Source organism: Larkinella knui, from assembly GCF_003858645.1.
In the GTDB taxonomy this organism is placed as follows: Bacteria; Bacteroidota; Bacteroidia; order Cytophagales; family Spirosomataceae; genus Larkinella; species Larkinella knui.
The window spans coordinates 256,258-277,858 of sequence record NZ_RQJP01000001.1 but is presented as its reverse complement, the minus strand read 5'-3'; the positions used below and the strand labels follow the sequence as shown (position 1 = coordinate 277,858).

General features: G+C 49.0%; 20 protein-coding genes and 1 tRNA gene. 12 read left to right on the top strand and 9 right to left on the bottom strand.

Annotation, left to right across the window (positions count from 1 at the left end; all coding sequences use genetic code 11):
* Window positions 1–75: 75 nt before the first annotated feature.
* On the top strand, window positions 76–1,053 hold the full coding sequence (locus EHT87_RS01095) for a helix-turn-helix transcriptional regulator (RefSeq protein ID WP_185716114.1): 978 nt from the start codon (window positions 76–78) through the stop codon (window positions 1,051–1,053).
* Between the two features lie 371 nt (window positions 1,054–1,424).
* Here the strand turns inward: EHT87_RS01095 and EHT87_RS01090 are convergent, their stop codons facing one another.
* Window positions 1,425–4,223, bottom strand: coding sequence for a PIN domain-containing protein (locus tag EHT87_RS01090; RefSeq protein WP_124902996.1), 2,799 nt, complete (start codon window positions 4,221–4,223; stop codon window positions 1,425–1,427).
* Window positions 4,224–4,389: 166 nt separating this feature from the next.
* Window positions 4,390–4,474: transfer RNA gene (locus EHT87_RS01085), tRNA-Ser, on the bottom strand.
* A gap of 138 nt (window positions 4,475–4,612) precedes the next feature.
* Here EHT87_RS01085 and EHT87_RS01080 point away from each other — a divergent pair.
* From EHT87_RS01080 to EHT87_RS01040, 9 genes are all read left to right on the top strand, one after another.
* Window positions 4,613–4,858 (top strand): 4a-hydroxytetrahydrobiopterin dehydratase, encoded by a 246-nt coding sequence (locus EHT87_RS01080; protein ID WP_124902994.1) that lies wholly within the window; start codon window positions 4,613–4,615, stop codon window positions 4,856–4,858.
* Window positions 4,859–4,935: 77 nt separating this feature from the next.
* Complete coding sequence (gene rsmI, locus EHT87_RS01075; RefSeq protein ID WP_124902992.1) at window positions 4,936–5,604, top strand: 16S rRNA (cytidine(1402)-2'-O)-methyltransferase; 669 nt, start codon at window positions 4,936–4,938, stop codon at window positions 5,602–5,604.
* A gap of 25 nt (window positions 5,605–5,629) precedes the next feature.
* A complete protein-coding gene (locus EHT87_RS01070) occupies window positions 5,630–6,814 on the top strand; it encodes an Lnb N-terminal periplasmic domain-containing protein (RefSeq protein WP_185716113.1) in 1,185 nt (394 codons plus the stop codon).
* Entirely contained in the window at window positions 6,801–7,661 is an 861-nt protein-coding gene (locus tag EHT87_RS01065) for an inositol monophosphatase family protein (protein ID WP_124902988.1), read from the top strand. Before EHT87_RS01070 ends, EHT87_RS01065 begins: the two co-directional genes overlap by 14 nt.
* 11 nt (window positions 7,662–7,672) lie before the next feature.
* Window positions 7,673–8,656, top strand: coding sequence for a hypothetical protein (locus tag EHT87_RS01060; RefSeq protein ID WP_124902986.1), 984 nt, complete (start codon window positions 7,673–7,675; stop codon window positions 8,654–8,656).
* A 4-nt stretch (window positions 8,657–8,660) separates the two neighbouring features.
* Entirely contained in the window at window positions 8,661–9,197 is a 537-nt protein-coding gene (locus tag EHT87_RS01055; protein WP_124902984.1) for a YfiT family bacillithiol transferase, read from the top strand.
* A gap of 90 nt (window positions 9,198–9,287) precedes the next feature.
* Window positions 9,288–9,464 carry a FeoB-associated Cys-rich membrane protein gene (locus EHT87_RS01050; protein ID WP_310587498.1) on the top strand — a complete coding sequence of 59 codons (177 nt, stop codon included), beginning with the start codon at window positions 9,288–9,290 and terminating at the stop codon, window positions 9,462–9,464.
* A 33-nt stretch (window positions 9,465–9,497) separates the two neighbouring features.
* On the top strand, window positions 9,498–10,922 hold the full coding sequence (locus EHT87_RS01045) for a DUF4403 family protein (RefSeq protein WP_124902982.1): 1,425 nt from the start codon (window positions 9,498–9,500) through the stop codon (window positions 10,920–10,922).
* Window positions 10,923–11,008: 86 nt separating this feature from the next.
* Window positions 11,009–12,220: a metallophosphoesterase family protein gene (locus EHT87_RS01040; RefSeq protein WP_124902980.1), complete on the top strand. Its 1,212-nt coding sequence runs from the start codon at window positions 11,009–11,011 to the stop codon at window positions 12,218–12,220.
* Between the two features lie 12 nt (window positions 12,221–12,232).
* Here the strand turns inward: EHT87_RS01040 and EHT87_RS01035 are convergent, their stop codons facing one another.
* Entirely contained in the window at window positions 12,233–12,850 is a 618-nt protein-coding gene (locus EHT87_RS01035) for a DNA-3-methyladenine glycosylase family protein (protein WP_124902978.1), read from the bottom strand.
* A gap of 259 nt (window positions 12,851–13,109) precedes the next feature.
* Here EHT87_RS01035 and EHT87_RS01030 point away from each other — a divergent pair, with 259 nt between their 5' ends.
* On the top strand, window positions 13,110–14,090 hold the full coding sequence (locus tag EHT87_RS01030) for a c-type cytochrome (RefSeq protein ID WP_124902976.1): 981 nt from the start codon (window positions 13,110–13,112) through the stop codon (window positions 14,088–14,090).
* 16 nt (window positions 14,091–14,106) lie between these two features.
* Here EHT87_RS01030 and EHT87_RS01025 read toward each other — a convergent pair whose 3' ends face one another.
* From EHT87_RS01025 to EHT87_RS01005, 5 genes are all read right to left on the bottom strand, one after another.
* A complete protein-coding gene (locus tag EHT87_RS01025) occupies window positions 14,107–15,135 on the bottom strand; it encodes a sensor histidine kinase (protein ID WP_124902974.1) in 1,029 nt (342 codons plus the stop codon).
* A gap of 213 nt (window positions 15,136–15,348) precedes the next feature.
* Complete coding sequence (locus tag EHT87_RS01020) at window positions 15,349–15,648, bottom strand: Ada metal-binding domain-containing protein (protein WP_124902972.1); 300 nt, start codon at window positions 15,646–15,648, stop codon at window positions 15,349–15,351.
* Complete coding sequence (locus EHT87_RS01015) at window positions 15,645–16,340, bottom strand: 2OG-Fe(II) oxygenase (protein ID WP_221621968.1); 696 nt, start codon at window positions 16,338–16,340, stop codon at window positions 15,645–15,647. The genes EHT87_RS01020 and EHT87_RS01015 overlap by 4 nt, the downstream gene beginning before the upstream one ends.
* Before the next feature lie 25 nt (window positions 16,341–16,365).
* A complete protein-coding gene (locus EHT87_RS01010) occupies window positions 16,366–17,217 on the bottom strand; it encodes a methylated-DNA--[protein]-cysteine S-methyltransferase (protein ID WP_124905936.1) in 852 nt (283 codons plus the stop codon).
* A 79-nt stretch (window positions 17,218–17,296) separates the two neighbouring features.
* The gene (locus EHT87_RS01005; RefSeq protein ID WP_185716112.1) at window positions 17,297–18,031 is read right to left on the bottom strand and encodes a T9SS type A sorting domain-containing protein; all 735 of its coding nucleotides are present in this window, start codon (window positions 18,029–18,031) and stop codon (window positions 17,297–17,299) included.
* A gap of 113 nt (window positions 18,032–18,144) precedes the next feature.
* Between EHT87_RS01005 and EHT87_RS01000 the strand changes: the two genes are divergently transcribed.
* Entirely contained in the window at window positions 18,145–19,563 is a 1,419-nt protein-coding gene (locus EHT87_RS01000; RefSeq protein ID WP_124902966.1) for a hypothetical protein, read from the top strand.
* Between the two features lie 80 nt (window positions 19,564–19,643).
* On the opposite strand, the gene acs is transcribed toward EHT87_RS01000, so the two are convergent.
* Window positions 19,644–21,557 carry an acetate--CoA ligase gene (gene acs, locus EHT87_RS00995; RefSeq protein ID WP_124902964.1) on the bottom strand — a complete coding sequence of 638 codons (1,914 nt, stop codon included), beginning with the start codon at window positions 21,555–21,557 and terminating at the stop codon, window positions 19,644–19,646.
* Window positions 21,558–21,601 lie beyond the last annotated feature (44 nt).

The window sequence follows — 21,601 nt, the reverse complement described above, 5'->3', positions numbered from 1 at the left end:
GGATGGACATAGGGGGCAATGACCCGGTGGGTGTCATCGGTAAACAAACCAGAAAACGAAAGCAGCGTATTGACCATGTCAACCGAAACCGATCTTCTCACCCCGCTTTCCCGGCAGTTCTTCGATGGAAAACTCAGCACGGACGACGTCCTGGAAACCACGCAGACGCTTCAGTTTCCATTTGCCGACGTTCACTCCCGCGAATGGTATGTGGGGGGCCTGCGCGTTGGCTATTCAGACTGGCGGGTTAACCAGCGGGTCCAGCTGGACTGGGCGATGGAGTCGCCTACCGATGTCATCACCCTGTATATCAACCTGCAGGGAAAAACCACGACCCGGCGCATCCTGAAAGAAAGGGCCTTTGAACTGGGCCCGCACCAACACAACCTGTTCTATTCACCGGTAAACGAGGGAATGCTCCAGAGTGAAAACGACGGATTGACGACCTTCATGATTCAGTTCTCCCTCGATACCTTTCTCGGTCTGTCCCGAGAGGCCAATGACGGATTAAAACGCTTTGCCGATCAGGTGGTCCTGCAAAAACCGGTCGCCCTGTCGCCGACGACCCTTTACCTGACGACCGGTATGCGGCAAGCCGTCACGGCGATCATTCAATGCCCTTACGAGGGTGGTTTAAAGAAGCTTTTTTTGCAGGCTAAAACCCTGGAACTGCTGGTGATGCAGGCCGAAGCCGCGAGCCAGACGCCACCACCGGCGGGCGGTTATATCAAAACCGCGTCGGACAAGGAGCGGCTCTGGTTTGCCCGCGACTACCTGACCCGGCACCTAGCCAGTCCACCCAGTCTGTCGCAACTGGCCCGGGAAGCCGGTATCAACGAATACAAGTTGAAGCGGGGTTTTAAAGAAGTATTCGGCACGAGCGTCTTTGGCTATTTGTCAGACCAGCGCCTGGAACTGGCAAAAACCGAATTGCTGGAGAATAAGCGAACCGCCGGGGAAATTGCCTTTACGCTGGGCTATTCTTCCCTGCAGCACTTCAGTACGGCCTTCAAAAAGAAGTTCCGGGTAGCTCCCAGTAAAGTGCGGGCTTGACGCTGGCGTCAAGGATTGATGTGAAGGATAAGGGTAAGGCGACTATTCTGTAAACCAATGCAAACCGGATCAACTGGTTTTACTAGTAAAGCTAAAGTTCTAAAACAGGTTGTTTTTGGGTTAGTAGTAATGCACTTATTTAAAAATTGCGGGAGCAGGAGAAAACCGGCGACGGTATGAGTGCCGATGAATGGGAATGGTATAAACGCAAGCAGAAGGAAAGCGACAAGTACAAAGGCCGAATAATTAGCGGAACGTACAACCCAGACAAAATAGGTGGCTCGGATTCGGAATCAAATTAACGTTAAGTAAGTAACAATCCTGGTTGGCATCTGCTGGCAGGGATTCTCTCATCTCAAATATCATATACTTTAAAATTTACCAGAAAAGTACATAATTTTTAACAATACTTCTTTTATAAGAGGATCATCATTTCCACTTACATATTTAAATAATTTCTTAATTAAAAGATCAGAACTACCCATTTCTCTGAAATAATATTCAGAATTATAATTAACTATCCATTCTGGTCTAAACAAATCATAATTGAAATTATTAACATCAATCAACCATTCATAATACAAATTAAGCGATTTTATTTTACTTATTATATCTTCATTCAACTTAAACTTGAATCTAAAGTACAAGTTTAACAATTTATCAAGATTGTAATCTTGATATTCTACAACCCCATTAAATATACTTTTAAATCCATGCCTTTCAGATTTAAATTCGGTACTAGTAAACAATTCAATAACTTTATCTACATCTAATGGTATAACATCATAAATTGTAAAAAAAATAAATAAGTCAAAATTAAAATCAGAATTTAGTTTATTTATAATATTTTTCTTTATTATTTCCTGTCTTTTAATTGAAGACTTTCGATATAATGACAATAAAGAATCATTAGAAAAAAAATATTCCCCTTGAGGGTGTATTAAAGCTGTTTTCAAAATAAAATTAAATTTTGAATAATCAATTCTTAGCGGATCTGTTTGACGAAATGAATTAAATAAATACTTAAAAAAAGATTGATCAAGTCTATTATCACGAACCTCTTTAAGGAAAATATCTACAAATCTATTTAATGTATTTTCGTTTATACTTTTACCTTTAAGAGCAATAAAAACCTTTGTTGATGAATAAAATTTTGTATTTAAAGATTTATTTTTCGAGAAAAAATTAAGCAAATTTTCTGAAAAAATATTTAAGTTATCTTCATTTAAATCAAGTAATGCGGCTAATGTGATTATATTCTCAAATAAACGACTGTAAAAATCAGTAAAATAACTATTTCTGTTTTTACTTCCTTCAAGTTCAAGATTACCTTTTTCGTTTCCTAAAAATAATCGCGCCTTTACAATAAACCCATTTTCAACTTTTTCAGAATTACTATATTTAATACTCCTAAGTTTATAATCTTGATAATATTTAATTAAACTTTCTTTTCGTGCATAAAATATAATTTTTTCTATCCAATAATCATCAAACTGATTCAGCTTTGCCCCTTGGTCTTCTTTGATCGCATGAGAAGACAAAAGACCTTTTAATACCAAATCAAATAGATCTTCAAAATTAAAGTATTTATCATATACAATAAAATTCTCATTTATAAATGAATCAAGTTTGGTATACTCTTCAATTAATTCCCAAACATATTTATTAGATGCCCAACCCCCTTTTAATTGACTAAAATAGTGCTCCAAAATATCACTTACCAATTTAGAAATTTTTTGAAACGCTAAGTTAAAAAAACTCTCATTTGATATATACATTAATAAATTATAATCAGTTAACGGCTTTAATCGAGCTAACTCCTCATTTATATCAATATTCTTAATCTCGTCCAATACTCTAATATTTTTATCTTTATTGTAATAAGAACTATTTAAGAATGAGTATATTCTTTTTAAATTACACTGTGATATAAAGTAAAAAATATAGTACTCTTGCTGTAATGATAATTTAGAAATTTCAAAATACAAATCTGCAGCAACGGAAAAATTTCCAATTTTATAGTTGATATATGCATTCAATAGTTTACCATGGATATCTTTAACGTCTTCTTTAAGAGTATTAAAAATTTTTAAAAAATCCAGTCTTTTATAGCTACACCTTGCACATTCGCATTTATTATATTCGGTATAGTATAAACTTTTTAAAGAGCCATCCCTTTCATCTCTAATACTATAAATTAGATTATGCGTTAATTTATTTAATACAAACTCAAGTTCTTTCTTATTTTCAAAATATTCAAATTCAGTTTCTTTTAATATTATATTAGATGAATCATGTATTTCAAACATTTCGACAAATTTCAATAAATCATCATGAACGTTATATAAACTAAAGATTCTAAATCGACCATTTGTATCCTTTGACTTAGAAAATGGATAATATTTCATTAAAATATGAATTGGCACAAATGAAAGCTCTTTATACAAATCTTTAAATAAATAAAGTATGCTTTCAAATGCATTCTTTTTTACCGATACTTTGTGAGTAAATATTTCATTTTGAGGCAAATTATAACTATTCACTTCATATCGATATTCTACTTTAATCTCTTTAAAAAAATCAGAATAATTTATATAGTATTTAAATTTAAGTTTATGAAATCGCTCTTGAATATCAGGGTGTATTGTCTTAAAGCCATCATTCGGATTTCCAAAATCATTAAAGTTTTTTGAAATAAAATACACTTCATAAATTCCATACATATAACAATAATGCCCTAATGATCCAATAATTTCCCAATCACTTGCGCTGTCAAGCTTCTTATGAAAAGGAGCTTGACGTTGTTTAATTCGTTTATGAGATTCATTTGTTATCCCTTCTGGAGTACTAAGTACTTTCGCATTTTCTAATAATATATCAATTTGTTGTGTTTGGTACTCAAGATGTAAAGTTGTATTAAAATTACTTGGCAAAATCTCTGCAGAAGAATTAATTGATTCAACTCTTGACTTTGGGTTTAATAGTTTTCTTTCTTTATGATGTTTCAGTTTTTCCTTATGATTATCCCACTCTATTATAGTTACATCATGTGTTAAAAAAGATATTTTATCGGTATTTATATAATTTTCGAGATCAGCGAGATAGATATTATATCCACCATCACTTACCATGTGTTGAAGACTACAATTATCAATAAATAGGTGTATCATGGCTGAGTACAGATATACAAAAGCAGGTACACTTCAATATACTGATTATCTGTATAATAATTTACTCAAAAAAAACAATAAAGTATCAACTGATCTTAGAATTAGGTACACTAAAAACAGAAAAGCCCCCAAAACAGCTTGTTTTGGGGGCTTTTGTTCATTTCAGCAGAGGGAGAGGGATTCGAACCCCCGGACCTGTTACAGTCAACAGTTTTCAAGACTGCCGCGATCGACCACTCCGCCATCCCTCTGGGTCAATTATTGTGGTGCAAAAGTAAGACGGTTTTTTTATTTTCCCAAGACACTTCGCAAGAATCCGCATTTTTTCCTTCCGATCCCCTAACTTGCCACCACACAAACAATCCGGGCTAAACCCCGCTGGTACGGCTATGTGGCAGGAAGAAAACAACCAACTCACCCGAATCTTCGTGTTTCGGGATTTCAGCGAAGCCTTCGCGTTCATGACCCGCGTGGCCCTCATCGCCGAAAAAATGGACCACCACCCCGAGTGGACCAATACCTACAACAAAGTCACCTTCCGCCTTAGCACCCACGACGCCGGCAACACGGTGACGGATAAAGACCGCCAACTGGCGGAAGCGATCGATCAACTTATTGAGCGGTTGAGTGATTGAGCGATTGAGTGAAAAAAGGCGACGATGCTCTCCTTCACTCAATTGCTCAATCACTCAACCACTCAATCACTTAAAAAATGAAACTTTACCTCGTCCCCACGCCCATCGGTAATCTGGATGACATTACGCTGCGGGCGGTGAATGTGCTGAAGTCGGTGGATGCCATTCTGGCGGAAGATACGCGCACGTCGGGTTTTCTGCTCAAGCACCTCCAGATCAGCAAACCGCTCCAGAGCTACCATATTTTTAATGAACACCAGACCGTGCAGCGCGTCATCGCCCAACTCAAGGCGGGTAAAACGCTGGCGCTGGTGTCGGACGCCGGAACGCCCGCCATCTCGGACCCCGGTTTTCTGCTCGTGCGCGAGTGCATCAAAAACGACATCCCGGTCGAGTGTCTGCCCGGCCCCACGGCGTTTGTCCCGGCCCTGATCAACTCCGGTTTGCCCGCCGACCGGTTTACGTTCGAGGGATTTTTGCCCCACAAAAAAGGCCGCCAGACCCGGCTCACGGAACTGGCCGACGAAACCCGCACGATGGTTTTCTACGAGTCGCCCCACCGGCTGGTGAAATCCCTGACCCAGTTTGCCGAGATTTTCGGCCCCGACCGGCCCGCCAGCGTCTCGCGCGAGCTGACAAAACTATTTGAAGAAACCGTTCGCGGTTCGATCCAGGAAATTATTACGTACTTTGCCGAAAAAACGATAAAAGGTGAACTTGTCATTGTTGTTCAGGGGAAATCGTAAAGGGCTCGTCCGTGCCTTTTGCCTTTTGCATTTTACCGTCTGCATTTTCCACTCCTCGTTCGCGCAGTCCCTTTCCCCGCAGGCTAAAGTCAGCCTGATCACGGTGGCACCGGGGCCTGATTTGTATTCATCCTTCGGTCACAACGCCATCTGGATCAGCGATCCGATGTACGGCATCGACCGGGTGTATAACTACGGCGCATTCAATTTCCGGGAAGGCAATTTCTACGTCAAATTCCTGCGCGGAACGCTCCCCTATTACGTTTCCGTCCAGCCGATGATGAATCAGCTGTACGAAGCCCAGTACGAAAACCGCACCGTCAAGGAGCAGATCCTGAACCTGTCGGCAACGCAGCGGCAACGGCTGTACGACTTGCTGGAAACCAACGCGCGGCCCGAAAACCGGGAATACCGCTACAAGTTTTTTTACGACAACTGCGCCACCCGACCGCGCGACATGCTCGCCCAGGCCTGTGGCGACAGCCTGCGGTTTGCCAACGTGGTCGATTCCACGAAATCATACCGCGACTGGATGAACCAGTACATTTCCAACCAGGCCTGGGCGCGGATGGGCATGAACCTCGGCATTGGCTACCCGGCCGACGTGACGGCTTCGTCGTGGCAGGCCATGTATTTGCCCGACAATGTCTATACGGAAGCCGACCACGCCCGGCTCAAAACCGCCAATGGCCAGGAAACCCCGCTCGTTGCCAACAGTCTGATGCTGTTTCGGGCCGTGACGGTGGAAGAATCCAACGCCTTTCTGACCTACCTCCTGTCGCCGGATTTCTTCTTTGCGGTTTTGCTGGTGCTGGTATTTCTCATCACCCGCCGTCAGCGTCGGCTCAAAAAGCGCGGGTTCTGGCTCGACCGGCTGCTGTTTGGCTTCTCCGGTTTCTGGGGCTGGTTTCTGGTGTTCCTCTGGTTTGGCACCGACCACGGCGTTACGACCTGGAATCCGGCGCTGCTGTTCATGATGCCGCTGCACATGCCGCTGATTTTTTGGGTAACTCGCCAAGGCAATCCCCAAACCATTCGGACCTATTTCCTGTTAACGATGGTATTTCTGGTACTCTTCTTTTTGTACGCGTTTTTTCAGGATTACCTCTACGGTTTCAATTTCTTTTTATTAACCTTGCTCTTTCGCGCGTTTTACCACTATCGTTCTGCATCCACCCAAACCGAACAGCCAACGTATGCCAGGTCGTGATCTCCAATTGGCGGGTTTATCCCAGCAAATTAACGAAATAGCGAAGAAAGCCGGCGCTTTCATCCGTCAGGAACGGCTTTCTTTTTCGAGTGAAAAGATTGAATATAAAGATGTTAACAACCTGGTTTCGTACGTCGACAAAGAAGCCGAGAAGCAAATCGTTGAAGCTCTGAGCACGCTGCTGCCCGAAGCCGGTTTTATTACCGAAGAAGGAACGACGGGGCAAAATGCCGACCGCACCGGCCTGAACTGGATCATCGATCCGCTTGACGGAACGGCCAATTTCATTCATAATCTGCCGGTTTTCTCGGTCAGTATCGGGTTGGCCGACGGCAAAACGCCCATCGCCGGTACGGTATACGACATCAACCGCGACGAGTGTTACCACGCCTTTGCGGGCGGTGGCGCGTGGTGTTCGCGGACTGGCGGGGCCAACGAGCGCATTCGCGTTTCGCCCATCACCCGGCTTCAGGAAAGCATGGTGGCCACCGGTTTTCCGTATGCCAGCATGGACCGAATCGAGCGGTATCTGGCCATTCTGGCGTCGCTCATGCTGCGGACGCACGGGCTGCGCCGGATGGGTTCGGCCGCCATCGACCTGGCCTACGTCGCCTGCGGGCGGTTTGAAGCTTTCTACGAATTCAATCTGAACTCCTGGGACATGGCTGCGGGCGTGCTGCTGGTACGCGAAGCGGGCGGCATCGTCACGGATTTCAACGGGGGGGATGAGTTCCTGTTCCGGGGTGATGTGCTGGCCGGATGCGCCATGCAGCCCGAATTGCTGGCCGTGATCGAGGAATACTGGAACAACGAGGGTACGCTGCCCATTCCGCATCCGATCGGATAAGCTTACGGGTTATGATTCCACTTGTTTTCATTCATTCCGGTTATCAGTCGTATCTGGAATACAGTCTGCGGCAATGCAAGCTGGCGAATCCGGAATCGGCGGTATTTTTACTGGGAGACGATGCCAACAAAAACCGCTTTCCGTTCGTCACCCACGTTCCGATTACGGCTTTGAACGCGGAGCAATCCGACGAATTTACCCGCCTTTACGTACATCGGTCCACAAATCCGCACTGGTACGAACTGCTCTGTCTGGTCCGCTGGTTTTACGTGCAGGCCTTTATGGAAGAGTGGCAGCTGGATGCGGTTTTCGTGGCCGATTCGGATGTCATGCTGTATAAAAACTGCAGCCGGTATGCGGCCTGGGCACACCGCAACGACCGGCAACAGTCGGCCTATTGCCGGGCCGATTATCAAACGACCAATCCCTATAGCTGGCTGGCTTCGGCCCATTCGTCGTACTGGAGTCGCCCGGGAATTCGTGATTTCTGCCAGTATCTGCTGCATACGTACCAGACGCCCGCCAACCAGAGTCGGCTGGAAGAAAAATGGCAGTATCACCAGAAAAATGCCCTGGCAGGTGGCGTTTCCGACATGGCCTTGCTGTATTTATATGCTGACGATTATCCGGACCGGGTCATCAACCTCCTCCAGCCTTCGGCCGAAACCAGCCAATCCCTGCCGGAAGTATTCGATCTGAATATCAGCATTGCCAACAATCGGCTGGAAAATGAGTATGAACTGGATAGCCGCCAACTCAAAAAAGTGGCGTGGAATCAACACCAGTACGTTGGTTTCAACCGGATTTTGAACCAAAACTGCCTTTTTAATTCCCTGCATTTTCAGGGTTTGAGCAAACGGTATATTCACCGCTATTATCAGGGAACCGACCTCCGGCTCCACCGGCTGGGCCAGGAAGTAGCCCACCGGTTTTCACCGGTTTTGAAACCGGTTTACCGATTAAAAAATGGATTGAAGCGCATCTTAAACTCGTAATACCATGCCAGAAAACGACGATCTCCGGTATCCCATCGGCCAGTTCACATTCGGCCACTCCTATACATTCGACCAATCGAAGGAACACATAGCCGCCATTGCCATCATGCCGCACAACCTGACCGAACTCGTGGGAAAATGGGGCGATAACCGGCTCGACACGCCGTATCGGCCCGGTGGCTGGACGGTCCGGCAGTTGGTTCACCACATTGCCGACAGCCACATGAACGCCTATGTTCGCACGAAACTGGCGCTCACCGAGGAGGTTCCCACCGTCAAACCGTATGAGGAAGGTGAATGGGCCATGCTTCCGGATTATGAACTGTCCGTGGCTCCTTCGCTGGTCATTCTGAGCAACTTGCACCAGCGCTGGGTAGCCGTACTGGACTCGTTGACCGAACAGCAGCTCCAACGGCGGTATTTCCATCCGGCGAGCAAGAAAGAATTTTCACTCGCCGAAGCCGTATCCAACTATGCCTGGCACGGCGAACACCACTACCAACACGCCTACCAACTCGCCCTGAGGAACCATTGGATTTAGTTAAGAGTTAAGAATGAAGAGTTGGCTGACGCACGCTTGAATACGTCAACCAACTCTTCACTCATCACTCTTAACTCCTAACTAAAGAAGGTGTTGCAGCAACTGATCATCGGTCTTATTTTTCTGGCTGCGCTGGCTTATCTGGGCTGGCGGGCCTGGAAGAGTCTGTTTCGGAAAGAAGCCGGTTGTTCGAAGGGATGCGGTTGTAGTGCCGACACAAAAACAGCGTCGGCTAACAAATCAGGGCGGTTGCCAGTTAACTATTAGGCATATACGTTTTTCAGCTATTCCTGCCCTGACATGATAAGTGAAGAAAGTGAGCAAAACCGTCTCTCTTATACTCTTTTTAGTACCGTCCTTCTGGCCTTTTTGCTCGCGGGCCTGTTTTCCTGCAAAAAAGTAAATCCCGAGCCACCAGCCGCCCGCAATTTTGATGACTCCCTGCAAGCCGACAGTTCGTACGTCAGTGCTTCCATTCTGTTTGATATTGCCGAACTGGAAGAAAAAATCAATACCGCCCTGGGCGTCGTGCTTGTCAATAATGTTGACATCAAGAGTGGGAAGTCCCGGTTTTTAAAACTGCGGGTTGAACGGGCGGGCCCCATCAAGCTGGCTTTCGACGGGACTCGGCTGACGTTCACGGCTTCCCTGAAAATCTGGACCAGCAACCCCCTCAATCTGGTTAACGATCCGAAGGATACGGCCAACTGGGTTTTTAGCGCCATTCAGGTTCGTTTTCACAGTCCATTGACGGTTCGCAACGACTGGCGCATGGAAACCAGCATGGAGCTGGAGCACTATCGCTGGGTTACCGAACCCCAAATCCGGTTGTTGGGCATCAACATTCCCGTTACCAGGCTGGCCAACCACATTCTGGCGAAACGTGAAGATGGCATTGAAAACGCCATCGACAAAGCCATTTTCAACGAACTTCGGCTGGATCGTGAATTGGAAAAAATCTGGAAAGACCTTCAGAAACCGCTGCTCATCAACCGCGCCTTCCAACAGGTCTGGCTGCGGCCCCGCCCTTACGCCGTGCTGGTTGGCCCCATTCGCGGCAATCCGACCACCATCGTCATTCCCATGCGGCTCAAGCTGGCCGTCGATTCCGAGTTTGGCAGCAAGCCGGTTTATACGCCCGATGCCCGGCTGCCGCGTTTGCAAAAAGTCGCGTCGCTGCCCATGATGTCGCATATCAATCTACTGAGTCGCATTCCTTATCAACAACTGAGTTCGGTTCTGAACACCTACATCAGCGGCCGGAAACTGGACGTCATCAACCACATTGTGGACATTAAGCAAGTCCGTGTCTACGGCGGTGAACACGCGCTAATTGTTCAGATGGACATCAAGGGGGCGCTTGGTGGCAGTTTGTATTTTCGGGGCAAACCGGCTTTCGACACCGTCCGTAACGAACTGGTTATGAAGGATATCGACTATGATATCCACACGGAACAGTCGCTGGCAAAAGCGGCCGACTGGCTTCTCCACGACACGCTGAAAGACACGCTTCAGGCGACCCTGCGAATACCGCTTCAGGAATATTTCACGCTCCTTCCCAGCCGAATCGAGACGGCTTTTTCGAAGGCAAAAGTTGGCCGCAAAGCCCGCATCGATATTCCAAAATTCCAGTTAAGTCCCAAGGCAATTGCCGTTCGGCCGGATGGTCTCTACATTCTTCTCCACGCCGACGCAGCATTGACCCTTGAAGTTGTAGATTTGTAAGCAGTATGTCATCTAGTCGCCCCTAACCTCCGAAAGAAAAGTCCGCAGCGGCCAACCGTCCTTTGGAATTAGGGGCATTTCCATCCATGAAGTCAGAAAAAAGAGATCCGGAGCAATACGTCGATTTGGGGCATACAGAGCTGGAAAACCACCTCAAAACGCAGGCGGCCTTGTACGAAAAACGCCTGAAAGAAGGCACAGCCGCCAATAAAGTAGCCGCGTTTTTTGCCACCAACCTGTTTGGATTTGCCTATCATTACCTCAAAAGCCGCTTTGGGCCCAAAGCCGCGTACCAGTTTTACCCCCGCAACGGCGACGATGGCCTTTATCCCATCCACACCTATTCGGACACCGTAACCCTGGCGCTGGTGTCGGATTGGGCCACCGACACGCCCGAATCCGATCGGATTGGCCACTTAATCCGCGATTACGACCCGGACTACACCATTCACCTCGGTGATATTTATTTCGTTGGTACGCCGGAGGAAGTGGCGGTTAATTTTACCGACCCCGATGCGTCCTGGCATTTCGGCAAGCACGGCAGTCTGGCCTTGTCGGGCAACCACGAGATGTATTCCAACGGAACGGCGTATTTCAGGAAACTGCTGCCCGCCATGAAAATTCGGAAAGGCAATCAAATAGCGACGCAGCAAGCCGGTTTTTTCTGTCTGGAAAACGAGCACTGGCGCATCATCGGACTCGATACCGGCTATAATTCCACCAACCGGCCTTTGCTGGAAGTACTTTTCAAACCCGACTGCAACCTGCGCGACGAACAGGTAAAGTGGCTTACGGAAACGGTTAACCTGGGCAATCCTGACGACAAACGCGGGATTATTTTTCTGAGCCACCACCCGTATTTCTCCTCCTTCCGCGATGATCATCCCGTACTTGGCCGCCAGCTGAAAACCATCTTTGGCGCAGCCGAACGGCCGGTATTGTGGTTTTGGGGCCACGAGCACCGTCTTTCGTTCTACAACAAATTCGGCTTTCCGGACGGTATTCAGGCCTGGGGGCGTTGCGTGGGGCACGGCGGTATGCCCGTCGAAACCAATCCGCCGGACCGCGGCCACCTGGGGCAACTCCTGTTTTACGACCAGCGGATTCGGGAACGCATTCGCCGACGGGATGTCGGCTACAACGGGTTTGCCCTTCTCGCCCTGACGGGAAAAACCGTCGACATCCAATACATCGATCAAAACAAGCACACCGTCATTTCCGAACGCTGGACCGTCGACCAGGCAGGCGGTTTATCCATGGAAATCCTGGAAGTCCACCCGGAAGTAACCAAATACTGAGGGAGTTAACTCTTAACTTCCTTCCGGTTTCCACCGCCACAGATACCGGGATGCCAGCGTGCGGTGGGGGCGCCAGAGTTCGGCAATTTCGTGCAGTCGTTTGTATAAGGCCCGGCCGGTTTCGGTCAGCCCGTAGGCTTTCACCATCTTCTGCCGGATCACCAGATCATCGATCGGAAACACGTCGGGGCGGTCCAGCACAAACATCAGCAGCATTTCGACCGTCCAGCGACCCACGCCTTTGATCGGCAGCAGGTACTGCACCACCTCTTCATCGGTCAGCTCACTCAGGTAAGCATTCGTCATCGGATTTTTCAAGGCAAACTCGGCTACACTCTGCATGTAGACGGATTTCTGGCCGGAAAGCCCGGCACTCCGCAACTCTTCCAGCGACTTGGCAACCAGTTGTTCCGGGTGCGGGTAGCCGTCGGGAAATAGCCCCAGAAAGCGGTTAAAAATGGAATCGGCGGCTTTTACGGAAATCTGCTGGGAGACAATGCTCTCCAGTAAGGCCAGATACACCCGGTTTTTCGCCGGATCATCTTCGTAGTCAAAAGCAATTTTTGGGAAAGGGGTTGAATCGATAATCTGCTTCAGAATCAAATCCCTGGAGAGATGGTCAAGTGGCATGACGAACGTACTTTCTGATCAGTAAATGGCTGGATAAAGATCGGAAGGAATGCGCATAGCTGCACGGTTTTTTGCAGAATTCGCCCAGAAAATCCAGGCGCGTCAGTCGGCCAGGTTATCGACAGAAATTGACACTTCACGACCAAGTTGTTACGGTTCAGCCGGTTAGAAATAGGCTTGGAAGAGGCTATGGGGCAATTTTGTTACCATCTGTTCAAAACAGACTCTTTTACACCATCCAATTCCAAGTATTCACATCATGAAAAAGGTCTTGAAAGTTATCGGTTACGCTCTCCTCTGCGTCGTTCTGCTGCTGGGCGGTTTCTGCGCGTACGTAGCCACCGTAGGCACCCCAACCTACGACCCACCCACCATTCCGGAACTAACGGTTGAGAGCACGCCCGCCCGCGTGGCCCGGGGCGAAGTCATTGCCCAGATTCAATGCATGGCCTGTCACGCCAATAATGAAAACCGGCTGACGGGAAAACATCTGGCCGAAGTACCGGCGCTGTTCGGCACGCTCTATTCAAAAAACATTACCCAGGACAAGGAAAAAGGCATCGGCAACTGGACCGATGGCGAATTGATCTATTTTCTGCGAACCGGCCTCCGGCGCGACGGCACCCACGCTGCCGTGATGCCCCAGTATCCCAACATGGCCGACGAAGACCTGAAGTCGGTGGTGGCCTGGCTTCGCTCCGACCGCCTGCCGGTTCAGCCGTCGAAGGAGGAAGCTCCCAACTCCGAGTTGAGTTTTTTCTCAAAATTGCTGACTCATACTTTGATGAAACCGCTGCCGTATTCGCCGGAACTTGTGGCCCTGCCGGATAGCAACGACCCGGTTGCTTTAGGCCGTTACACCGCCGATGCCATTGGCGACTGTTACGGCTGCCATTCGGGTGATCTGATCGATCAGGACAAACAACATCCCGAACGCAGCAAAGGGTATTATGGCGGTGGGATCGAAATGAAAGGCGATGGCGGGGAGTCGGTTTTTACGGCCAACCTAACGTTTGACGATCAGACCGGTATTGCCAAAAAATACACCAAAGAGCAGTTTATCCGGGCCGTGCGGCTCGGGGTCCGGCCCGACGGTTCCATTCTCAAACAACCCATGTTTCCCCGCCCGATGTTGTCGGAACGGGAGGTCGGCGCGATTTACGACTACCTGAAAACCGTACCGAAAATTCAGAACGATATCGCCAAAAAGAACGCGGAAGTCCAGCTGGCGGGCAACTAATGATCCCCGCCGGTTTTCAAACCAGTGGCAAAGTGACCCGAAACTCCTGTTCGTCTTCCTCGATCTTCGGGATGGGCTGGCCCAGCATCTGGTATTTGCTCAGGATATTGGTCAGCCCAATGCCATTGGAAAGAATCCGGCTGGCTTTGCGCTGCAGATTGTTGCTCACGACCAGATGGAATTGTTCATCGGTGGTGAGCACAATCGTGAGGGGTTGTTCGGGCAAAATGATGTTGTGCTTGACGGCATTTTCGATCAGCAGTTGCAGCGTCAAGGGTGGCAACTGCCTCATTTCGGTGCCAGGTCGAATCTGCGTGACGAGCGTCAGAGCCTCGCCGTGGCGGGTTTTCAGCAAATGATAGTACGACTCGATGAATTCCAGCTCGTTGGCCAGGGGCGTCAGGGCGCACTCGTTGCTCCGCAGCAAATACCGGTATACCGAACTGAGTTCTTCGGCAAACGTCTCGGCCTTTTGCGGATTTTCGCCAATCAGGGCGGTTAGGGAATTGAGGCTGTTGAATAGAAAGTGCGGATTGACCTGCTGACGCAGGGAGGTCAGTTCGGCCTGTAGCTGGGCTTTGCTGAGCGTATCCACCTGCTGCTGCGTTTGCTGCCAGTTGCCAAACGTGTCGATGCTTTCGTACGTGATCACCACAATGGCCACAATAATGACGGTATACAGCAACGCCAACCCCAGCCGGAGCGGCTCCGGTTCAAAGCCGGGCAAACCAATAAACCAGTAGACAAAAAAGAGAACCGTCACGTGCAGACCGGAACTGATGGTACAGGCCATAAACCGTCGAAAAGCCCGAACGACATAATCCCTGGGATGGGGATGCAGCTGGTTTATTTTTAGCGCAATGCTGTTGTTGATATACCAGTTCATCAGCGAGTCAACCAGCGCAATTCCGGTGGCCACGCCCAGCGTCGCCCACGTCTGCCAGTACGCATCTCCGAGCAACAACCAGTTTAATACGCTGATATAGAGCGGCAATACGATGAGCTGCAAAATCCAGTCGTAGCTTGAATAGGCGGATAGTTTCATAGTGGGCCGAAAGCAGGGCTGCTTCCCAAAGCTACAAAATTCTGCAGACAGGTCAAGGCCTGAAACCGCTTCCGCAGATACCGAAAGCGGTTTCAGGAACCGAAGCCGTTGAAAAATGGATGTATGGCTCGCCATGAGTGAATCGGCACGACGGGAGCTACCCGGTTCCGCAAGCGCAGCCGGTTCACAACAGCCGCTATAGACCGCACGGGTTTATAGCGGCTGTTCGTTGGGCGCATGATGGACAGAACCGGTGGCCCGGCCTATTTTCCAGCGCCGGTATTCCATCCGCATACAATGTCCGCAAGGCCGAAAGCCGGACAAAATCGCGTCCTGTTCCGATTGAAAAAATACCCGGTTTTTTCGCAACATTCGCCGGCCGGATTGGCAATGCAGGGTACCGTAGATTTTTAACGGCCAATTCCCGCCGAATGCAATGGCGCCCGCTTTGATCAAACCGCGAAGCCGGGCTTTCCCGAGGTTGTTGTCGGCAAAATCGGTATGTCTGATCATTTGGCATCGTGAAAAATGATGCCTAACGTATACCGGTTTCCGGAATGAATGGTACTAACGCCATGTTTCATCGTCACCCGGAAATACCCTCTCGTGCTCTTTTTGGGCCTGAACTGGGTGGTAAAAATCAGCAGATCGCCTTGCTTTGGGGCCAGAACCGTGGCTTTTGATTGCGCCCGGGGCACCTGCTCGGTCAAAACAAACTCGCCCCCGGTATACCCGACGCCCGGTTCACTCAGGAAAACAACGGCCTGCAGCGGGAAATACACATCCCCGTATAAATCCTGGTGCATCGCATTGTATCCGCCTTTTCCATACGTCAACAACAGCGGAGTGGCCCGTTGCTGACCATTCCGATGGCATTCTTCCAGAAAATCGGCGTGTTCATCGGGGTACTGTATACCGAGTTTCAACAGACTGGACCACTGATTAGCGACGGGAGCAACCGCCTTATAAACCGCCGTTCGCAGCGCCTGAATGGGTTCAGGCAGCGGATAGGTGAAATACTTGTATTCGCCCATCCCATAGCCGTGGCGCTCCATGACCACGGTTTTCCGGAACCGTTCCGATTCATCATACATCGAAACCAGGTGTCGACATTCCTGCGGATCCAGCACCTGAGGGAGTGTAGCAAAACCGTTCGCCTGGAGCGATTCGCGTACCGTTTCCCAGTTGATTGGGTCGATTTTCATTCTGCTTTCTTTTTTTTTCTGAACACTACTTAGCGGCATAAGCCGCTTCCCAGCCCAACAAAGCGGTTTTCCGGGTCGTACCCCAGCGGTAGTTTCCAAACAAACCGGTTTTTCGGATCACGCGGTGGCAGGGAATCAGGTACCCCACCGGATTAGAACCAATGGCTGTTCCAACCGCCCGCGATGCCGCCGGCATTCCGATGGCTGAAGCAATCTGGTCATAACTAACCACCTGGCCTTCCGGAATCCGGAGCAGGGCTTCCCAGACTTTCAACTGAAACGGGGATGCTTTCACCAGAATTCGCAGCGGTTTCCGGCCGGTTTCCGCGAAAATGGTGGTAGCCAGCGGGCGGAGCGATGCGGCATCCGGAAGCAGCCGGGCTTCGGGCCAGTCGGTGATAAAGCGTTCGGCAAGGCTGATTTCATCGGTGGGTTCAACCTCGTCCAGAAATTCCAGTTTGCAGATTTTATCGCCAATGGCACCCAGCACATACGGTCCGAACGGGCTTTCAAATACCGCATAGCGAATCGTCAACCCGTTGCCAGCCTGCTTGAACTGCCCCGGCGTAACGCCTTCCAGCACCACAAACAGATCGTGCAACCGGCCCGTGCCGGAAAGCCCGGCTTCGTCGGCGGCTTCGGCCAGTGTGAGGCCACGGCGCAGCCGTTCCTTGGCAAAATCGAGGGTCAGGTACTGCAAAAATTTCTTGGGACTCACACCCGCCCAATCCGAAAATAACCGTTGAAAATGGTATTCGCTGAGGTTCGCCCGGTCGGCCACATCGGCCAGGGAAGGTTGCCCGCGAAAGTTTTCGGTTAAAAACTCAATTGACCGGGCGATCTGCTGATACGTGGGATTGGTTTCTGTTTCGTACATGGTTGTTGTCGTTTGCATGAAACAAAAGTACCACCCGAAAACCGGCCTGAAAACCCGATTCTTGCGGACCTGTCCCGAACTATTTTTTGATCAGCCGACGGGTATAAAACTGGTGTTCTGTCCGGAACAGAATGATGTAAATGCCGGTCGCCAGGGTAGAAACGTCGATTTGATGTTGCCTGCCGACTTCCAGTTGCCGGGTTTGTAGGGGTTGGCCCGCTAAGGTAATGATTCGGGCCGAAAGCGTGGAATCCGGAAGGTCGGGGACGCTGATGGTTAGCAGATCTTCGACCGGGTTCGGAAAAATCCGGGCTTGATCCGGGCGGTTTTTGCCGATTATTTTATCCAGTTCGCCGAAGAATTTAGTTTTAGACATTTCCTTGTCGGACGCCGTAATCCGGCCGGAGATGTTTTGCGCTTCCCGAACCACGAAGGTGCCGCAACCGCTCAATTCGTAATCGCCGTTCTGTTCGTCCAGATAAGTCGCGTTTTCAATCCGTCTGAGGATCAGGACCAGCTTTTCACCTTTTTTAAAACCGGTGGTATACGTCCGGCACATAAATCCGGGATCGCCCCAAACCCGGATGACGGATTTCTCCTCACTTCCATTCAAAACCGCCAGGATTTTCACCTCCATGCCGTGAGCCTCCTGATCTCTCACCTCCGCCCGCACCATCAGAACACCGGGTTTCCAGGCGGCTTTTTCGGCAACGGTCAAAAATGCGCCGGCATCAATGCAGCTGCAGGCCCGGGTGTTTGTTGCTAAACCCAGCCACGCACCGCCCATCATCCAAACTAGTAGTAATCGCGCCATAGTCGTTTTTTTGACAGAGATTCCATTTCGGGCCGATTCGTTGGAAAAGGAAGAGCCGTGTCGGGAATAAATTTTCATACATTTATAGCATCATCCACCCACCACTTGCAGTAATGATACCTTCAAAAAAGCACCTTTCTATTCTTTTAGGCTTTCTTGTTACGTTAACTTTCCTTACCTATTACCACCGAAACCCCACCGGAGACGACGCCTGGTTTGCCGAACAGGCTTATTGGCTGCAGAAAATTGGAATTATCCGCTCTAACTTTTTCAGCGGTTTGTTAGGATGGGATAACCAGATACTGGTCAGTCATAAACTGTTTCTACTCGTTGGTGCCAGCTTTATTAAGTTGTTTGGCTACCAGCTTCCCGTTGTTCAATTTGTCGGTTTTTTGTCTTTCTGTATTTTTATTGGAGAAGTAGTTTTCTATCTATACCGGAAAGAAAAAGCGATCTATTCGTGGTATTTACTTGCTCTTTTGATTTTGATTTTCTCGAATAGATTGCTGATAAAGATGAGCTTTGAAAACCGCCCCGAAATTATGCTGGCGGCATTGGGATTCGGCTCGTTTTTAGTTTTACAAAACGAAAAACCATCACTCTGGAAAGCCATGTGGGCCGGGTTATTAGCCGGGTTAGCGCTGTTGGTCCATCTGAACGGGGTGATTTATTTACTGGCGGGCCTGGGCAGCCTACTTTATCTGCGACACTATAAACCGGCCATCACTTTTGCCTTCGCAGGGGGACTAACGGGACTACTTTATTTTATGGATGTCTTCCTCGCCACCGACGGATTTAATGTCTGGTATCATCAGTTTCGTCACGATCCCGCCACGCAGAATGCGTTTGGATTGTATTCAAAACTGGTTGTTATGCTCACTTATCCTAGATTGTTTTTTTATTCTCCGGAAGAGATTGCCTTGTCCTTATTGCTGGTATTTCTTCTCTGGAGCCAACGCAGCGTTATAAAGGCCGTTCCCCTTGGTTTAAAAGTATACTCCTTTTTTCTTTTCTTTTCTTTCTGGCTGATTACCAAAAAAAACTCCGGATTATATTGTGTTCTATTTATGCCATTTATGTTTGCTTTGGTGTATGAGTTATATCGTTCGAGACCCTTCATTACGGTTGGCTTAAAAATTGTCTTAAGTCTCTATTTCATTATAGGTTTATACGGAACGATTGAAATTATTATTAAAAATTTTACTACCGAATACTTGCCGGTTTCTTACAAAAATTTAAGAAAATCTATTCCCACAGCGAAGACGGGGCTGGTTCCGCTAACCTTCTTTTTTAACGAATACGAGCAATACCCTTTTTTACTTGGATACGATACCTATAAACACACCATGAAAGACTCGGTTAGTTCTTCTGACGGAATGGCCAAATGGGCTAATCAAAACGGCGTCGGATTTATTCTGATGGATTATAAACTTAGCAAAGAAGATTGGTATCCCAGAGCGGGTACTGCCAGATTACCCTTTTATCAGCTTCATTTTTTTGACGGAAGATTTGCCGTTTACGCGCATCAATAGTGACCTTATTTGAACTAAAAGCCGGTATTTCCAGACTATTCTATAGCTTGGAAATACCGGCTTTTAGTTAACACTAAGTATCACTTCACCCCAATCAGTGCTCCGGCCTTGATGTCATCGACCACCGCCGGGTCGAGCAGCGTCGAGGTGTCGCCCAGGTTTCCGGTTTCGCCTTCCGCAATTTTGCGCAGAATCCGGCGCATGATTTTCCCGGAACGCGTTTTGGGTAACCCGTTGACAAACTGAATCTTGTCGGGTTTGGCAATGGGACCGATCACCCGGCTTACCGTCGCCAGAATGTCCCGCTTCATCAATTCGGCATCGCTGTGCGACACCTGGCTTTCGGCAATCACGTAGGCGTAAATGCCCTGCCCTTTGATGTCGTGCGGATAGCCCACCACAGCGCTTTCCACCACACCGGTGTGCATGTTGATGGCATTTTCCACTTCGGCAGTTCCGATGCGGTGGCCCGACACGTTCAGCACGTCATCGACCCGGCCCGTGATGCGGTAATACCCGTCCTCGTCGCGCAGACAGCCATCGCCGGTGAAATACAGTCCTTTGTAGGCGCTGAAATACGTCTGTTTACACCGTTCGTGGTCCCCGTAGGTCGTCCGGATGATCCCGGGCCACGGAAACTTGATGCACAAATTTCCACTCACGCCATTCCCCTCGATTTCCTGCCCGTTTTCGTCCACCAGCAGAGGCTGAACACCCGGCAGCGGCAGGGTGGCGTAGGTCGGTTTTGTTTTTGTAATACCGGCAATTGGCGAAATCAGAATACCGGCAGTCTCGGTTTGCCACCACGTATCGACGATCGGACAGCGGTTTTTACCAATGTGATCGTCGTACCAATGCCAAGCTTCCTCGTTGATCGGCTCACCCACCGACCCCAGAACTTTGAGGGAACTCAGGTCGTGATTTTCCACTTTATCCAGCCCAAAACTCATCAGCGACCGAATGGCCGTTGGAGCCGTATACAGAATATTGACCTGGTGTTTGTCGACAATATCCCAGAAACGCCCACAGTCCGGCCAGGTGGGAATCCCTTCGAATAAAAGCGAGGTGGCCCCACAGGCCAGTGGCCCATAGACGATATAACTGTGTCCGGTAATCCAGCCAATATCCGCCGTACAGAAATGCACCTGACCCGGCTCATACTGAAATACATTCTGAAAGGTGTAGGCGGTATAGATCATGTAGCCACCACAGGTGTGTACAACGCCTTTGGGCTTGCCCGTCGATCCGGAGGTGTAGAGAATGAAGAGCATGTCTTCGGCATCCATTTCTTCGGCGGGGCATTCGGCGGTGACCTGTTTCAGCTCCTGTTCCATCCACAGATCCCGGCCTTTGATCATCGAAACCGGGGTTCGGGTACGCGTCAGGACAATAACCCGTTTGACGCTCGGGCACTGCACGAGGGCGTCGTCGACGGTTTCCTTCATCGGAATTTCCTTGTTGCCCCGGTAGGCACCATCGGATGTAATAACCAGACAGCATTGCGCATCGTTGATCCGGTCGGCAATGGACTGCGCCGAAAAACCGCCAAAAACCACCGAGTGAATGGCCCCGATCCGGGCGCAGGCCAGGACGGCAATGGCCAGTTCCGGCACCATCGGCATGTAAATACAGACCCGGTCGCCTTTGCCAACGCCATTGCGTTTGAGCACGTTAGCCATCCGGCAAACCTGATCGTGCAGCATCCGGTAAGTCAGCGTAACGCCCGCTTCATGCGGATCGTTGGGTTCCCAGATAATGGCGGGCTGATCACCGCGTTCGGCCAGATGACGGTCCAGGCAATTTTCGGTAATATTCAGCTTTCCGCCGACAAACCATTGCACATTCGGCTCGTCAAAATTCCATTGAAGTGTTTTCTTCCACGGCTTCCGCCACTGAAAATTCTGAGCAATTTCTGCCCAAAAGCCTTCGGGATCTTCGACGCTGTAGCGATACGCTTCCTGGTATTCGTCAAAGGTTCGGATTTGAAAATTCATAGTATTCCAGTACTAAAGTTCAGGCTGCTAAACTACACTAATTT

Coding starts and splice junctions, on each gene's coding strand:
- EHT87_RS01040 (WP_124902980.1), top strand. CDS start 11,009: ATGAAGTCAGAAAAAAGAGATCCGGAGCAATACGTCGATTTGGGGCAT.
- EHT87_RS01035 (WP_124902978.1), bottom strand. CDS start 12,850: ATGCCACTTGACCATCTCTCCAGGGATTTGATTCTGAAGCAGATTATC.
- EHT87_RS01095 (WP_185716114.1), top strand. CDS start 76: ATGTCAACCGAAACCGATCTTCTCACCCCGCTTTCCCGGCAGTTCTTC.
- EHT87_RS01045 (WP_124902982.1), top strand. CDS start 9,498: ATGATAAGTGAAGAAAGTGAGCAAAACCGTCTCTCTTATACTCTTTTT.
- rsmI (WP_124902992.1), top strand. CDS start 4,936: ATGAAACTTTACCTCGTCCCCACGCCCATCGGTAATCTGGATGACATT.
- EHT87_RS01025 (WP_124902974.1), bottom strand. CDS start 15,135: ATGAAACTATCCGCCTATTCAAGCTACGACTGGATTTTGCAGCTCATC.
- EHT87_RS01000 (WP_124902966.1), top strand. CDS start 18,145: ATGATACCTTCAAAAAAGCACCTTTCTATTCTTTTAGGCTTTCTTGTT.
- EHT87_RS01020 (WP_124902972.1), bottom strand. CDS start 15,648: ATGATCAGACATACCGATTTTGCCGACAACAACCTCGGGAAAGCCCGG.
- EHT87_RS01055 (WP_124902984.1), top strand. CDS start 8,661: ATGCCAGAAAACGACGATCTCCGGTATCCCATCGGCCAGTTCACATTC.
- EHT87_RS01080 (WP_124902994.1), top strand. CDS start 4,613: ATGTGGCAGGAAGAAAACAACCAACTCACCCGAATCTTCGTGTTTCGG.
- EHT87_RS01060 (WP_124902986.1), top strand. CDS start 7,673: ATGATTCCACTTGTTTTCATTCATTCCGGTTATCAGTCGTATCTGGAA.
- EHT87_RS01090 (WP_124902996.1), bottom strand. CDS start 4,223: ATGATACACCTATTTATTGATAATTGTAGTCTTCAACACATGGTAAGT.
- acs (WP_124902964.1), bottom strand. CDS start 21,557: ATGAATTTTCAAATCCGAACCTTTGACGAATACCAGGAAGCGTATCGC.
- EHT87_RS01030 (WP_124902976.1), top strand. CDS start 13,110: ATGAAAAAGGTCTTGAAAGTTATCGGTTACGCTCTCCTCTGCGTCGTT.
- EHT87_RS01005 (WP_185716112.1), bottom strand. CDS start 18,031: ATGGCGCGATTACTACTAGTTTGGATGATGGGCGGTGCGTGGCTGGGT.
- EHT87_RS01065 (WP_124902988.1), top strand. CDS start 6,801: ATGCCAGGTCGTGATCTCCAATTGGCGGGTTTATCCCAGCAAATTAAC.
- EHT87_RS01015 (WP_221621968.1), bottom strand. CDS start 16,340: ATGAAAATCGACCCAATCAACTGGGAAACGGTACGCGAATCGCTCCAG.
- EHT87_RS01010 (WP_124905936.1), bottom strand. CDS start 17,217: ATGTACGAAACAGAAACCAATCCCACGTATCAGCAGATCGCCCGGTCA.